At 72.1% G+C, this 15529-nt stretch carries 8 protein-coding genes; 4 read left to right on the plus strand and 4 right to left on the minus strand.

What is annotated here, in order from left to right; translation table 11 throughout:
- Positions 1 to 146: 146 nt before the first annotated feature.
- Both ACFC0G_RS30070 and ACFC0G_RS30075 read right to left on the minus strand, forming a co-directional pair.
- A complete protein-coding gene (locus ACFC0G_RS30070) occupies positions 147 to 3452 on the minus strand; it encodes a S8 family serine peptidase (RefSeq protein ID WP_376409028.1) in 3306 nt (1101 codons plus the stop codon).
- 703 nt (positions 3453 to 4155) lie between these two features.
- Positions 4156 to 5469 (minus strand): hypothetical protein, encoded by a 1314-nt coding sequence (locus ACFC0G_RS30075; RefSeq protein ID WP_376409030.1) that lies wholly within the window; start codon positions 5467 to 5469, stop codon positions 4156 to 4158.
- A 272-nt stretch (positions 5470 to 5741) separates the two neighbouring features.
- Between ACFC0G_RS30075 and ACFC0G_RS30080 the strand changes: the two genes are divergently transcribed.
- From ACFC0G_RS30080 to mvaD, 4 genes are read left to right on the plus strand one after another with little or no spacing between them, the layout of a single operon-like run.
- Positions 5742 to 7223, plus strand: a complete 1482-nt coding sequence (locus ACFC0G_RS30080; protein ID WP_376409032.1) for a hypothetical protein — start codon at positions 5742 to 5744, stop codon at positions 7221 to 7223.
- Between the two features lie 7 nt (positions 7224 to 7230).
- Positions 7231 to 8607 (plus strand): hydroxymethylglutaryl-CoA reductase, encoded by a 1377-nt coding sequence (locus tag ACFC0G_RS30085; RefSeq protein ID WP_376409035.1) that lies wholly within the window; start codon positions 7231 to 7233, stop codon positions 8605 to 8607.
- Positions 8604 to 9668: a mevalonate kinase gene (locus ACFC0G_RS30090; RefSeq protein ID WP_376409037.1), complete on the plus strand. Its 1065-nt coding sequence runs from the start codon at positions 8604 to 8606 to the stop codon at positions 9666 to 9668. Before ACFC0G_RS30085 ends, ACFC0G_RS30090 begins: the two co-directional genes overlap by 4 nt.
- Positions 9665 to 10666 (plus strand): diphosphomevalonate decarboxylase, encoded by a 1002-nt coding sequence (gene mvaD, locus ACFC0G_RS30095; protein ID WP_376409039.1) that lies wholly within the window; start codon positions 9665 to 9667, stop codon positions 10664 to 10666. The genes ACFC0G_RS30090 and mvaD overlap by 4 nt, the downstream gene beginning before the upstream one ends.
- 48 nt (positions 10667 to 10714) lie before the next feature.
- Here the strand turns inward: mvaD and ACFC0G_RS30100 are convergent, their stop codons facing one another.
- Both ACFC0G_RS30100 and ACFC0G_RS30105 read right to left on the minus strand, forming a co-directional pair.
- On the minus strand, positions 10715 to 12223 hold the full coding sequence (locus ACFC0G_RS30100) for a DUF4246 domain-containing protein (RefSeq protein ID WP_376409041.1): 1509 nt from the start codon (positions 12221 to 12223) through the stop codon (positions 10715 to 10717).
- Between the two features lie 107 nt (positions 12224 to 12330).
- Positions 12331 to 15429 carry an AMP-binding protein gene (locus tag ACFC0G_RS30105; protein WP_376409399.1) on the minus strand — a complete coding sequence of 1033 codons (3099 nt, stop codon included), beginning with the start codon at positions 15427 to 15429 and terminating at the stop codon, positions 12331 to 12333.
- Positions 15430 to 15529 lie beyond the last annotated feature (100 nt).

Here is a 15529-nt window from a genome sequence, read left to right on the forward strand (position 1 = left end):
TCGCCCACCCCCCCACCGTGACCCCCTGGCCACCCCTCCCCCCCCCCATGCCGGTCCCCCCGGGGGCCCCCCCCCCAATCCGGGGGGGGGCTACACCACCAGAGGTGGTGACGCCGCGTCAGGCGAGTCAGGTCAGCGGGTCGGCATCACTTGCCGAGCCACGCGTTGTGGATCGTCAGCTTCGACGTGTTGCCCTGCTTGTCCGCGACCTCGGCGCGGAGGGAGATCCCCGCGTCCTTCGCCGGGTTCTTCACGGAGACCTTGCCGTTCGTGACCTTCACGAGCTGCCAGGTCGTCCCGCCGTCGTAACTCACGGACACGGCGAGCGACTTGAGGTTGGTGCCGGCCGCCGAACCCTGCACGGTGACCGGGACCAGGACCGACGCGCCGGCCGGGGCGCGCGAGGCGAGGTCGACGGGGGCCGCGAAGCGGACCGTGGACACGGGCAGCGCCGTGGTGGCCGTCACCTGCTGCGAGCGGAACGTGAAGTCGGCGTCGACGCGAGTGGAGACCGCGGCGACGTTCGCCGCGCGCTCCACGGAGGTCGTCAGCCGGTACTGGGCATCGGAGGCGCCGACCGTGAAGGGCATCTCGCCCGTCAGCGGGTCGTCGTTCTCGGCGACCTTGACGCCGTCGCGGTACAGCGTCGTCGTGGCCGAGGTGTGCTTCGTACGGCCCGCGTGGCCCTCGCCGTCGGCGAACAGCGGAAGGGAACCGACGATCTGCTGCTCGCCCGTGGCCAGGTCGGGCGTCGTGCGGAAGACACCCATGTTCTCGCCCAGGAGCGGGCCGAAGACGCCCGTGTTGAACGTCTCCCGGTACGTCTTGCCGGCCGCGTACTTCTTCGGCCGGACCATCTCGTACCCGCCCTCGAAGGCCGGGTAGCCCCACTCGTTGGGCTCGCCGAACTGGTTGAACCTGGTCAGCCAGGAGACGCCGTCACCGGTGGAGACGAGGAAGGTACGGATCCCCGGCGCCGCCTGGTAAGGGGAGAACGAGTTGCCCTCCGGAGCACCGGGCACCACGGGGTGGGGGAAGACGAGCGTGGTCTTCCCGGGAGCGGAAGCGCCGAGACCGACCTTCAGGGTGGCCAGCTCGTTCGCCTTCACGTGCTTGGTGTAGCCCGTCGCGACCTTGCTCGTCTTGCCGCCGAACCCCACCGCGTACTGGGTGGTGGCGTCCTTGGCGAAGTGGGCGTCCCACGTCTGCAGGAGCGAGCCGTCGGTGACGGCCGGACCCAGGTGGGCGGTGCGGAAGCCCGTGAAGTTGTCGAGGACCCAGCCGTTGCCGACGCTGCCGCGGTCGGTGGCGACCTCGTAGTACGTGCCCGCGTTGTCGGCCTTGGTCAGGCCGGGCACGGTCAGCTCCACCGGCTTGGTAATGCGTGCGTCGGCGACCAGCGCGGTCTCTCCGGTGATCTCCAGCTTCGGCTGCGCGATCCAGTCGGTGCCCTTGGCGTAGTCCGACGGGTCCTGGTAGACGGCCGTGTTGAAGGTGTACGTGCCCTTGGGCACCCGGATCGTGTGCGTACCCGGCTCGTTGTCGACGCGGGTCGTGAACCCCTCGGCGCCGCCGTCGATGCCGGTGAGGCTGCTGGAGAAGTTCGTGGCGTCCGCGCCGTCGCGGCCGATGGTCCTGAGGGTGATGTCGTAGGACTCCGCCTCACGGACGACGACCGCGGCCGTGCGGACGGACTGGCCCGCCCCGGTGGCGGTGACGTAGCCGGAGAAGGTGCCGTCGACGCCACCGACCCGGGTGTCGGCGATCAGGTCGACCTCGACCCGGCCGCCGGCGGGCACGGTCACCTGGTTCGCGCCGAGCGTGAAGAATCCGGCCGGGGCCGGCTTGCCCGTCGGGTCAAGGGTGGTCACCGACAGGTCGAGGGTGACGTCGCTGGTCCCGAGGTTGCGGTAACCGACCTTCTGCGTCTGGGGCTTGTCGTCGGCGTGCGGCCACTGCGCCTTCTCGTAGGTCAGCGAGACCGGGTCGGCGATGACGCTCTGGGCCAGTGCCCTGTCGACCTGGACGCGGCCCGAACCCTGCTGGAAGGCGGTGTAGTCGCCCCCCTTGGTGGACGCGACCAGCGCGCCCTTGAGCTCGGTCGACTTCCAGTCCGGATGCCGCTGCTTCAGGATCGCCGCCGCGCCCGCCACGTGCGGGGTGGCCATCGAGGTGCCGTCGATCGACAGGTAGCCCGGGGCCGGGTGCGGTGTGCCGGGGCGCGTGTCGATCAGGCTGCCCGGAGCGGCGGCCGCGGTGATGGCGACGCCGGGCGCGGTCACGTCCGGCTTGACGGCACCGTCGCCGGCGCGCGGGCCGATGCTGGAGAAGGGCGCCAGCTTGTCGTCCTTGTCGACCGCGCCGACGGTCAGCGCGGCGTCCGCGCTGCCCGGGGAGCCGACGGTCTCGTCGCCGTACTCGCCGTCGTTGCCCGCCGCGACGGCGAACAGGATCCCCTTCTCGGCGGTCAGCCTGTTCACCGTGGCTTCCACCGGGTCGACGCCGGGGCTGTCACCACTGCCGAGGCTGAGGTTGACGACGTCCGCGCCTTCGGTGGCGGCCCACTCCATGCCCGCGATGACGGCCGAGTCGTCCCCGTAGCCCTCGTCGTCGAGGACCTTCCCGCTGATCACCTTGGCGCCGGGAGCGACGCCCTTGTACGCTCCACCGGACTTCGCGCCGGTGCCGGCGGCGATCGACGCGACGTGGGTGCCGTGTCCGACGCGGTCCACGGCGTCGGGCGAGGCGGAGAAGTTCTTCTCGCCGACGACCTGGGTCTTGAGGTCGTCGTGGGTCTTGTCGACACCGGTGTCGAGGACGGCGATCTTGACGCCCGTCCCGTCGTAACCGGACTCCCACGCCTTGTCGGCGCCGATCTGCCGGACGCTGCGGTCCAGGCTCGCCTTGCGCACCCCGTCCAGCCACACCTTGCCGATGCCGGCCGCCGCGGTGGTGGCGCGCGCGCCGCTCTTCTGCTGGCTGGTCAGGGCGTCCCACACCTTGGCCACGTCGTCCTGCGACGTACGGATGGCATCGGCGTTGAGGGACGGGAACGTGCGTCGAAGCTGGGTTTCACCGGCGGAACGCACCTCGGCCCGTGCGGCGCCGGCGCCCCCGTCGTACTGGACGATCAGCTTGAGCCCGTCGCGGTGGCTCTTGCGCAGCCGCGGGTCGCTGAGCTCGTTGATGTCGAACAGCCGCTGGTCCAGCGTGCCGTCGGCTATCAGGCGCTGCGCGTCGCTGGGCACCAGCAGGTACTGGTCCTTGATGCGCTGCACCTGTACGGGTATGTGCTCACGGCCCTTGGCGGCCTCGAAGCCCAGGACCTGGCCCTTGGCACCGACCACGACATGGTCGCCCGTGACGAGCTGGATCCGCTGGCTGCCGTCGAAGCGGGTGGTGTTCGGTGCGGGCGTCGTGTTCGCCGCGATCGCCGTCGTGGGGCCGGTCATGCCTGCCACGAGAGCCACCGATGTGGCCGCTGCGATGCTGAAGGCGCGTGCTCTCTGCACGTGTGCGCGCAAGTCTCCCCCAGGAGCTTGGAAGGAAATGGAGGGGTCATGTCCAGCGGTGGGCACGAGGCCACTCGCCGCTGGTCAGCGCAGTATGTGAGGCGAGAGAGACGTGAGGGATCGAGCCGCGCGAGTTCAAGCCATCCTGGCGACCGCGAGTTCGATGGGGCGACGATGGGAGTGTGACGAGTGTGTGACACCGGCGCGATGCTTGTGCGACACCGGCGCCCTGCGGCCCCGCCGGATCGCGGTCCAGGGCAGGCCCCGCCCGGGCTTCGGGGACCGACACCCCTGCGGCCGGAGCGCGTTCCTCCCATTGGCCCGTATCCGCACCTTGAGGAGACCCTCCCGCGCGGTGTCGCGTGGGAGGGCCCTTCGTGGTCGTCCGGTGTCAGCGGTGTCAGCGGTGGCTGTCGGGCGTGGGCGCCGCAGCTCGGCCGCGGTCGGCGTGCGGTACGCGTAAGACGCGGAACTGCCGTCCGGTGGGCAGCGGGAGGGGGGCCGCCACGGCATGCGTCACGGTGGTACGAGGGGGCGGAGGACTGGCGAACTGATAAACGGACGGATCGTTCATGGGAGTACTACTGCCTGTAGGAGGTGCCGGATACTCCCCGCTCCGGCGACCGTCACCCGTTCGCCACACCTAGCGAGGACTGGCCCTGGACGTCCGGGGAAGCGGGGAGAGCCGGCCGCGCAGCCTCGCCAGCTCGACCGCCGTGGCCGGCGACCCGTTCGTGTGGTGCCGTTCCACGTACCTCGCGTAGGCGTGGCGCGCGGCGTGGACGTTCCCGGTGTCCAGTTCGAGATGGGCGGGTTGAAGCAGGCTGACGCCGATCGTGCGGTGCTCCGTCACGGGTCGGGCGCGCAGTGAGGCCCGCAGGTGAGAGAGCGCCAGCTCGGGTCGGCCGAGTACGCGGTGCACCTGCGCGCTCTGGTAGAGCAGCGCCGGCTCGGGGTAGCGGTCGGGCCTGTCCTCGGCCGCCGCAAGGGCGAACTGCTCCTGTGCACCGTCCAGTTCGCGCCGCGCCTTGGTCGCGTCGTTGAGCCGCGCGGTGGAGACCGCCTGCTGGGCGAGCGCGAAGGCGCGCACCGCGGGGCCGGCGGAGGCCGGGAGGCAGAGTGTCGCCGCCTCCGCCAGCTGCGCGGCGTACCGGTGGTGCCCGAGGGCCCCGGCCTGGGTGCTCTGGTCGCGCAGTGCCATCGCCTGGGCGGTGGAATCGGATGCCTCGGTGGCCAGCAGATAGGCGAGCCGGTAGTGGTGCTGGGCGTGGCCGTGGGCGTTGTCGTCGGTGTGGGTGCGGCCGACGAGACGGAGCAGTTGGGAGGTTGCGGAGAGCAGGGCCCGGTGGTGCTCGTTCGTCGAGGGCTGCCGGAGCCAGGGCATGACCTGATGGCGCAGGTAGACGGTGAGCAGGCTGCGGGCCGCCGCGCCGCCGAAGGCGTCGTAGTGCTGGGCTCCGTACCGGGTGACCGCGTCGACCGCCTCGATGTGCCGTGATCCGACCCGCTCGGTGCGGCCGGGGAGGGGCGTCGGGGCGGGCCCGCTGGGGTGGCCGGGGAGCCGGCCGAGCTCGTACAGCCGGGGCGGAATCGATTCTTCACCCTTCGTGTACGGAAGGGTCTCGAGGTGCAGCAGGGCGACGGCGTCGTAGGGAGAGCCGTCGTCCAGTGCCTCCCGGTCCTCGGCGTCGGCCCCGTCGCCGGCCGGGAGGCCGAGCTCGTGCGGGAGGACGGCGCGGCCGAGCCGGCGCGAGAAAGCCGCCTCCAGGAGTTGCGGTCCCGGCGGCCGGGGCTGGGTTCCCGTCAGCCAGTGGGCCACGGTGGTCCGGTCGTAGCCGACGCTCAGTCCGCTCTCACCGGCGATGCCGCGCAGAGCCGCGGCCAGAGCGGGACCGTTCCAGCCGGCCTGGCCCATCATGCGGCGCAGTGCGAGGTTCGGTCTGCGGCTTCTTCCCATGGGGTGCTCCCGGCTCCGTGTGGTGCGAGGGCGCTTTCGCGCGGTGGGGATGTCCTACACGAGGTCCGGGATGCCGAGAATTCCTTTCAACGCTTTCAACGCATTCCACCCTTTCAACGGTTCGACCCGTCACCATCCGGGGCCTCTCAACATCTGCGGCCTTTCAACCGATGCGACGAGGAATTCGCCGATCTCTCCGATCGTGGACTGCTGCAATGGCCTGACGCAGCAGACCACCAGGGCCGCCATCAGGCCCGGAACGGGGGAGCGGAGTGAAGTTCGCATTCGAGGAAACCGTGGGCATCAGCGCGATGGGCTGCTACCTGCCCCGATTGCGGGTGGACTTGCGCCAGTGGTGCGAGTGGACCTCCGGCGACTGGGGAAAGGTCGCCGCCGTCACCGGCCGGGCCTTCCGGATGGCCGGTCCGGACGAGGACGTCTACACCATGGCGGCCACCGCCGTCCTCCGGCTGATCCTGGACAACGGCATCGACCCGCGGCGCGTCGGCTTCCTGGCGCTGGGCACCGAGTCGAGCACCGACAACGCCTTCGGGGCCGTCACCGTGCGCGGGATGATCGACCGGGAACTGCGCAGACGGCGGATGCCCGCCCTGCCCCGGGACGTGGAGGTCCCCGAGTACAAGCACGCCTGCCTGAGCGGGATGTACGCGCTTCAGGGCGCGGCCCGCTTCGCGTCGCTCGACCGCGAGGGCCGGCAGGCCGTCGTCGTGGCCTCCGACATCGCCGAGTACGAGCGCGGGAGCTCGGGCGAACAGACCCAGGGCGCGGGCGCCGTGGCGATGCTGGTGGAACGGTCCCCCGCGCTGCTGGCGATCGACCTCGGCGGGGCGGCCGGAGCGTCCGCCTACCGGGGTCCGGACTTCCGCAAGCCGGCCGCCCGCCACCGTATCGACGGCTACGCCGCCGGGACGCGGCGGCTCAGCGACTTCCCCGTCTTCAGCGGCCGGTACTCCGCCACCGCCTACCTGGACGCGGTCACCAGCGCCGTCGAGACGCTCTGGGCCGCCGACGCGGCGGCCCCCGCCGATCAACTCGAACGCGTCCAAGGCCTGTTCATGCACCGCCCGTACCGAAGGATGCCTGTCCAGGCGCTCTCCTTCCTCCAGGTCCGCGCCATGGCCGCCTCCCCGGCGCGACACCCCGAACTGGAACGCCTCTGCCGGGGCTGCGACACCGCCCTCGACGACGTCCTGGCGGAACTGCGCGTCGAACCGGACCTCTACGGCTCCGTCCTCGCCGGGCAGCGGGCCCCCGCGCCGTGGCCCGCCACCGTCGCCGTCAGCGCCCACCTGCGCGCGCAGCAGGCCTTCCGCGCGTTCGCGCAGCGCGTCCTCGGGTCCGGCGCCGACCTCCTGGAGGAGGTCGGCAACCTCTACTCGGCCTCACTGCCCGCCTGGCTGGCCGCCGGAGTCGAGGACGCCGCCCGGCAGGGCGTCGAACTCGCCGGCGCGCCCCTCCTCGCGGTCGGCTACGGCAGCGGCGACGCCGCGCTCGCCCTGCCCCTCACCGCTGTCGACGGATGGCAGGCCGCAGCGGCACGCATCGGCTTCCGGCGCTCCCTGGACAACCCCGTCGACCTCGACCGCGAGCAGTACGAGGCGCTGCACGACCGGCGGGAGGTCCCCGGCCTCGCCCTGCATCCGTGCGAGCAGTTCACGGTGGACCGGACCGGCACCGAGTACGGGCGGGACTTCCAGGACCTCGCCGTGGACTACTACGCCTACGAGTACTGAGACGGCCATGAACACACCGAACGGAATCGTCACCGAAGAGACGCCGTCATGCGACGCCCGCGCAGACGCCGGCGCTGACCCCCGCGCCGACACCCCTGCCGAGGCCCGTGCCGACCCTCGCGCCGACACCCTCGCCGACGAGATCGTCCGGGGCGCCCGGAGCCTGCACGCCCTGCCGGCCGACCTGAGCGCGGACGAGACCGCGCTCGTGCGGCGTACCGCCCTGGCCCGCCGACACGGCGTGGCGCTGCCGGCGATCGGCGACTACAGCATGGGCCTGGCCCGGGCCCGCTGCGAGAACGTCATCGGCGCCGTCCAGGTGCCGCTGGGCGTCGCGGGACCCCTGCTCGTCCACGGCGAGCGGGTACGGGGCGAGGAGGTGTACGTGCCGCTGGCCACCACCGAGGGCGCCCTGATTGCCTCGGTGGCGCGCGGCTGCAGGGCGCTGGGAGCAGCGGGCGGGGTCACCGTCCGGGCGGAGGACGTCGGCATCACCCGGGCACCGGTGTTCGCGACCTCCGGCATCGAGGAGAGCCACCGCCTCGTCGCCTGGGTGGGACGTCACCTGGAGGAGATACGGGCCCTGGCCGCCACGTGCAGCCCCCGTCTGCACCTGGAGGAGGTCCGGCCGCAGGCCGTCGGAACCTCCGTCTATCTGCGGTTCAGGTTCACCACCGGTGACGCCATGGGGATGAACATGGCGACCATCGCCTGCGAGCGAATCGTCCGCGAGCTGATCGAACCGGCCACCGGGGCACGCTGCGTCGCCCTGTCGGGCAACTACTGCACGGACAAGAAACCCGCCGCCGTGAATCTCCTGGAGGGCCGCGGCAAGCGCGTCTTCGCCGAGGCCCGACTGGACGCGGAGGTGCTCGCACGCGTCCTCCACACCGACCAGGAGCGCTTGTGCGAGGTGCAGTACCGCAAGAACCTGCTGGGCTCGGCCGTGGCCGGCGCGCTCGGCGGCTTCAACGCCCACTACGCCAACATGGTCGCGGCGTTCTTCCTCGCCACCGGCCAGGACATCGCCCAGGTCGCCGAGGCCTGCCAGGGCATCACCTGCGTCGAACCCCACGGCGACGGCGTCTACGTCTCCGTCTTCCTGCCCGACGCACCGCTCGCCGCGGTCGGCGGCGGCACCGGCCTCGACACCCAGCGGGAGGCCCTGGCGCTGCTCGGCATCCACCCCGGCACCGACACGGTCGCGAGGACCGACGCGAGCACCGAGGCGGTCGCGAGCACCGAGGACGGCCACGACGCCCTGCGCCTCGCAGAGATCCTCGGCGCCGTGGTCCTCGCGGGCGAACTGAACCTCCTCGCCGCCCTGTCGAGCGGCGCGCTCGCCTCCGCGCACCAGCGGCTCGGCCGACCGGTGGCACGGTGACCACCGCGCCGGCCGTGCTCGCCCGGGCACCCGGCAAGCTCATCCTCGCCGGTGAACACGCAGCCGTGAGGGGCGGCCCGGTACTGGCCGCCGCCCTCGGACTGCACTGCACCGCCGTCGTCCGCCCCCGCGGGGACGGAGCCGTGGAACTGCTGCTGCCCGACGTCGGCGTACGCCGCACCACCGACTGGCAGACCCTCGGTGCCTACACCGCCCAGGCACGGCGGCGTTGGTCGGCCTTCGCCGCCGCACCGGGAGGTCCGGCCTTCGCGGTCGTACGGGGCGACGACCCGGCACACGTCGTGGCCGCGACCCTCGGCGAGACACTCCCGCACCTGCGCCGAGCACCTTCCGGCATCACCCTCACCGTGAGGTCCCGCATCCCGGTCGGGGCGGGCTTCGGCAGCTCGGCCGCCACCGCCGTCGCCACCTGCGCGGCCGTACTCGCCCACCACCACGGGGCACCCGATCCGGAGACGGTCGCCGCGGTGGCCGCCCGTACCGAGCGCCTGCAACACGGCACCCCCTCCGGCATCGACACCGCGACCGTGCAGCACGGCGGCACCCGTTGGCTGCCCCCCGGCACCCACAGGACCGGCCGGGCGGCCCGGCCGCCCATCGACGAGACGGCGCTGGGCATGTTCGAACTGCATCACACAGGACCGGCCGGAGAACCCACCGGCCAGGTCGTCGTCGCCGTCCACGACCGCCTGACCCCCCAGGCGCTGGCCCAGGCCGAGCAGGCCACCACGGCCCTGCGCACCGCACTGGCCTGCCCACGGCCCGCCCGGTCGGAGGTCATCGCCGCGATCCGCGACAGCGCGCGCTTCCTCACCCGGCTCACGGTCGTCCCGGAACCCGTCGCGACGGTCATCCGGACCGTGGAGGAGCACGGGGGAGCCGCCAAGATCTGCGGCGCCGGATCACTCACAGGACCCGGAGCCGGCGCCCTGCTCGTCGTCCGCCCCGACGGCGGCCGGGCGACCGACCTGGGTCTTGACCGCTTCACACCCGTGGCCGCGCCGCTGGGCGTCGCCGGACTGCATTGGGAAGAGCTATGAACAATCCCGTCACCGCCGTGGCGCCGGCCAACATCGCCCTCATCAAGTACTGGGGCATGACCGACCCGGCCGACGTGCTGCCCGCCAACCCCTCCCTCTCCATGACCCTGAGCCGGTGCGTGTCCCACTGCACCGCCGAGGAACTGGACGCGGAGGGAGAGGACGAACTGTGGTGGCGCACCGCGGACGGCAGCACCGTACCCGCCCCCGCGCCGGTCGCCGACGGCATCCGCCGCCACCTGCGACGGCTGCGCGACGGCGATCGTCCGGCCCTGCGCATCATCACCGGCAACACCTTTCCCACGGCCGCCGGCATCGCCTCGTCCGCCTCGGGATTCACCGCGCTCACCCTGGCCGTCACCACCCTGCTCGGCCAGCGGCCCGACCCCGCCGACCTGTCCGTACTCTCACGGCTCTCCGGCTCCGGCTCCGCCGCCCGCTCCGCCTTCGGCGGCTATGTCCGATGGCCCGGCACACCCGAGGACCCGAGCAGCGCCGCCGCCCAGGTCCTCGACGCCGACACGTTCCCCCTGTGCGACGTGATCGCCGTCGTCGACAACCAGCCCAAGGAGGTCAGCTCCCGCGAGGGCCACCGACGGGCCGTCACCAGCCCGTACTTCGCCCGCCGCCTGGAGACTCTCCCCGCGCGCACCGCCACCGTCGAACACGCCCTGCGGACTGGGGACTTCACCGCCCTCGCCGCGGCGGTGGAGGAGGAGGCGGTCGATCTTCACCTGATCGCGATGTCCGCCGCCCCTCCGGTCTTCTACTGGCAGCCCCCCACCGTCGCCCTCCTCGCCCTGGCGCGAGAACTGCGTGCCGACGGCCTCGACGTCTGCGCGACCGTCGACGCCGGCCCGAACGTGCATCTGCTGACCACCCCCGCCCACCGCGACCAGGTCCTGGACGCCGTCACCGCGACGCCGGGCGTCCTCACCACGATCCCCGACGAAACCGGCACCGGTCCCTACCTCACCGACGACCACCTCACCCACTGACCGGAGGGGCGGCCGTCCCGGTCCGTCCCGCCGCGGCGGTGACCGGCCTCAGTGCTCGCAGAGGGAGAACTCCCGTTCGTAGAGCTGCTCGTTGTGTTCGTCGACGAAGAACTTGCGTTCCTGCATGAGCTGTTCGCGAAACGTCTCGGCCTGATCGAGCGTCATGGTCGAGGTCTCGGACCATGGTTGCTGCGGCGGGACGTCGGACGTGGAGACGATCCTTTCCGACGGGTCGACGAGGAAGAACGCGAGAATCTTGCGATGTCCCGGGCGGGTGGGGTTCGTGAGGCGGAACGAGCCGACGCGGTGCTGCAGGATGTTCGGGAACGCCAGGCAGCGGCCCGCCGGGGTCGATGCCGATCCCAGCACCTGGTTCAGTGCGTCTTCGTTCTCCAGGCCGTAGACCTCGCGCATACCGTTGTCGTCGTTCTGTTCATAGTTCGGGTCGTCGACGGCCGCCCGGAAACTCAGCCGGCTTTCGGTGATGTTCTCGCTGTCCCAGTAGTAGATGCCGGTCGAGACGATCCGCTCGTTCACCATCCCCTCGACATGCCAGGAACCGCCGGCGTACTCGGGCTTGTCGGGCGTGAGATGGATGGTGGCGAGCTTGACGATGACCTGGAGGCGGCGGCCGCGCAGGTCGACTCGGGCCGCTGCGGCGGGCAACTCGGGCGGGGTGAAGGCCGGGGCGTCCGGGATGACCGGGCGGCGGTTCTCCCACCAGTCTTCCTGGGCGTCCTCCCATGCTTGGTAGGCCTCGTCATAGGCCTCCGCGTCGCTGTAGGAGGACTTGTTCGGATACTCCGGTTCCGAGTCGTACCACCCGTAGGGATCGGCCTCGATCCGCAGGGGCCGCGGATGGCGCAGATCGGTGAGCACGTTGTCCAGCAGCGGGCGCATGCGCGCGAACAAGTCCGGCAGGACGGAGGCCAGTTCCTGATGAGCCTCGGGGTGGACGTTGTTGACGTACGAGCGGAAATCGACATCGCCGTCGTCACTGACGTCGACATCTGTGGGCAGCCACTGGAACTTCTCCGAGTATTCGTGCGCGGAGTAGCGGTCCGTCGGATTCCGCCAAGCCTCCTCGGGCGCGCCGCTCACCTCTCTCACCAGGCAGAACAGGGAGGGATGCACCAGATCCAGTACCTGACCGTGGGATCCGGGATGCCAGTCCTGCTCTGCTGCGGGGACCTGCTCCAGAACCCGCACCGCCTCGCGCAGCCGGGACCCGAGCTTGTCGTCGATCAGGGTGTCCGACTGCCACACCCCGTCGACGGCTGACACCTCGATTCCGGTGTCTCCGTCCCGCAGCGTGGCGTAATGCGCGAGTTCGGCCAGCACGTAACGAACCTGCGCCTCGGTGAGGCCCTGAGCGACCGCTTCCCGCGTCCACCTGGCGACGATGTCGGCATCGTTCACCTTGTCGAACCACTCCGGCTTCGCCCGGATGTGCGCGCTGCACTGCATCATCTGAAGTTCACGCAGCGTTCGGGGTGTCGCGAACGACAGGGAACGGGAAGCACGAAAGGGCAGCGGAAAAGCAGACAGGCCGGTCAATTCTCTTGGTCCTCCGAGTCGGTGTGCGGTGCCCGGAAGAATACGTCAGCGGACTGACACCGCAGCCGCGGTCCTCGGTGCCCGGTTCGCACCCCTCCGGGGCCGGGTCACCCGCAGGCAGCGGCCAGAGCCGCGGTGAACTCCTCGGCCAGTTCGATGATCACGGGGAGGTCGAAGGCCAGCGCGTTGTACTGCAGCCAGCACCGCAGGACGCCGTCCGGCTGCTCGACCACGGTCAGCTCGGGCACGCTCCGGTCACCGCCCGGCACCGTCCAGCGTACGGTGTTCCCGCGCGGCAGCTCCCAGGGCTCGCAGGCCAGGCCGGGCAGCTGCGCGGGCGCGGCCCACGCCTCGTAACGGAGCCAGGCCGCGAACGGTACGGACGGACTGAACTCGGCGAACGGGTACAGCTGGTGGTCCAGCGCCTCGCTGTAGACGACCCGCAGCCGGTCCACCAGCTCGGCGAAACCGGGTGTCCCGCTCGCGTCCACCCGCAGCAGCAGCGACTGGACGAAGCAGCCCACCGTCCGTTCGGCGTCCGGGCGAGGGCGGCCGGGCACCGGGGTCATCACCACCAGATCGGGACGGCCGCTGCGGCCCGCCAGCAACGCGGTCCAGGCCGCGGTGACGGCCAGGAAGGGTGTGGCACCGAGCTCGGCCGCCCGGGCCCGCAGAGCATGGGCCAACGGCGCCGGCACCTCGAACTCGTGCGACTCGGTGAGCACTTCGTCCACCGCCCGGAGGCCGGGGAACGGCTCGACGGCTTCCGGCGCTCCGGCCAGCGCGGTTCCGAAGTGGGCCCGGGAGGCCGGCCAGTGCGCGTTCGCCCAGTCCACCAACTCCCGGTATCCCGGGCCCGAACGGGCAGGCGGTGCCGACCGGCCCCGTCGCAGCGCGGAGTAGACGACGCCGAGGTCGGTCAGCAGCACACCGACCGACCAGCCGTCGGACACCATGTGGTGCGTCGCGACCAGCACCACGTGGTCGGTCTCCGACCGGCTGATCACCAGGAGGCGCGTCATCGGGTCACGGGCCAGGTCGGAGTGACGGTCGCGTTCGGCCAGCAGCAGGGCGTCCACCTCGGCGTCCGTGGCCCCCGGGGCCCGGGTCAGCGTGATACGCACCCGGGGCTCCTCGTCCAGCACCGCCCGCACGACCCCGTCCGCCACCGCTTCGAACCGGGTCCGCAGCGCCGGATGGCGCCGGACCACCTCGGTGAGTGCCAGGCCCAGGGTCTCTGGTTCGAGCCGGTCGACTACCCGGAACAGCGCCGTCACCACGCCGGCGTCCCGCCCGGGGGCTTCGGTCATCCAGCGGAAGAAGTTCTCCTGCTGCGAGGTGAGGGCGACGGCGTGCGGCTGCGCACGGAGCGCGGCCAGGTAGGGCGTCACGGTCTCCGTCCCGGCCGACGCTCCGGCAGGAGCATCGGCATCGGCATCGGCGGTGGTCAGCCGCCGGTCGGGGTGGTCCACCCACGCCGCCTGGGCCCGCAGCGAGGGCCGCTCGAAGACCACGGCGGTGCCCGCCCGGATGCCGAACTCGCCGCTGATGCCGGTGGCGAGCTGGACCGCCCGGAACGAGTCGCCGCCGAGCGCGAAGAACTCGGCGGCCACGTCGGTGACCGGTCGGCCGAGCAGACGCCGCCAGAGTCCGGCCAACCGCAGTTCCGTCGGCGTGGCCGGAGCTACCGCAGGACCGGTGGCGGTGGAATCCACGGACACGTCGAACAGCGGGCGGAGCCGGTGCTTGACCACCTTGCCGCTCGGGTTCCTGGGCAGGTCGCCCGCGAGCAGGATCCGGACCGGCAGCTCGGGCCGGCTCAACCGGGCGCTCAGGAACAGCCGCAGCTCGTCCAGGTCCAGACCGCCGGGCCGGGCCACCACGACCGCCACCGGGACGGCGCCCATCACGGGGTGCGGCAGGCCCAGCGCGGCGGCGTCGGCGACCGCGGGATGCCCGTGCAGCACCTCCTCGATCCGCAGCGTGGAGACCTTCAGCGCACCGCTCTTGATGACGTCGCTCTCCCGGTCGACCAGGTAGAGGTAGCCGTCCGGGTCGAGGCGTCCGACATCGCCCATCCGTACCCAGCCGTCCCGGAACACCTGGGCGCTCTGCCCGGCGGCGCCCAGGTAGCCACGGGGCGGTCCGGGCTGGCGCAGCCAGACCTCGCCGACCTGCCCGGCGGGCAGCGGCAGCCCGTCCGCGTCGAGGATCCGGATGTCACGGGGGTCCGCCGGTCGGCCCAGCGAGCCGGGGCGGCGCGTGTCGACGACGGTCGAGATCTGCGCGGGCGAGGCCTCGGCGGAGGTGTACGTGTTGACCAGCGTCGCCGCCGGCAGTGCCGCGGCCAGCGCGGCCGCCACCGGCACGGGCAGCGCGGCGGCGGAGGAGTTGACCAGGCGCAGACTGCTCAGGTCGTACCGCCCGGCAGTGCCCGCGTTGACCAGCTCGATCGCCATCGAGGGCACCAGGAAGGCGGTGCCGATGCCGAACTTCTCGACCGCGACGCCGAACTGGTCCGCGTCGAAGCGCGGCAGGCTGAGGGTGGTCGGCGCGGCGGTCAGTGCGGTGAGCAGCATCACCTGGGCCGCGTTGGTCCCGATCGGGAAGGCGTGCAGGGCGTGCCGCGAGTGCGCGTAGGCGCGGCGGCGGGGGTGCGGTGCCAGGCCGGCGGTCAGGTTTCCGTGCGCGGCGACCACGCCCTTCGGCGCGCCGGTGGTGCCGGAGGTGCCGATCACCTGGGCCGGGTCGGCCGGGACGACCCGGTGCGGCGGGCCGGCCGGCGGCTCGGGGTGCGCCGCCAGCAGGGCGTCCAGACGCAGCTCCACCAGTCCCGGGACTCCGGGCAGCCCACCGTCCGTCAGGACCGTGCCGGCTTCGGCCAGCGCGGCCAGGGCGGCGGCATCGGTCTCGGACAGGTCCTCGCGGACCGGGACGGGCACCCCGCCCGCGTACTGGACGGCGAGGAAACCGACGGCGTACCGCTCCCAGCGCGTGTTGGAGAACCGCAGCACCACCCTGTCGCGCGGTCCGATCCCGGCGGCGGCAAGACCGACGGCAGCGCGCAGCGCCTCCTCGCGCCAACGGCGGTAGCTGAGCTCCCCGCCGCCGACGACCTGGAGCGCCGTGTGGTCCGGGTGTTCGGTGGCCCGCGCGTCGAGGAGCTCCGGGACGGTCGTCGCGGCGGGCGGTGCGGTGGTGGCGATGGCGTTCTCCGGTGCGAGTAGGTGGGAGGTCGGCTGTCATGCCGTCGAGTACGGGAGCGTCTGCTGGTGGACCGGGGTGCGGGGGAGGCGGGAGCGGGCC

The organism is Streptomyces sp. NPDC056169 (assembly GCF_042268445.1).
In the GTDB taxonomy this organism is placed as follows: Bacteria; Actinomycetota; Actinomycetes; order Streptomycetales; family Streptomycetaceae; genus Streptomyces.

Excerpts from the sequence above, each read along its gene's own strand:
- ACFC0G_RS30070 (WP_376409028.1), bottom strand. The coding sequence starts at position 3,452 with ATGACCGGCCCCACGACGGCGATCGCGGCGAACACGACGCCCGCACCG.
- ACFC0G_RS30075 (WP_376409030.1), bottom strand. The coding sequence starts at position 5,469 with ATGGGAAGAAGCCGCAGACCGAACCTCGCACTGCGCCGCATGATGGGC.
- ACFC0G_RS30085 (WP_376409035.1), top strand. The coding sequence starts at position 7,231 with ATGAACACACCGAACGGAATCGTCACCGAAGAGACGCCGTCATGCGAC.
- mvaD (WP_376409039.1), top strand. The coding sequence starts at position 9,665 with ATGAACAATCCCGTCACCGCCGTGGCGCCGGCCAACATCGCCCTCATC.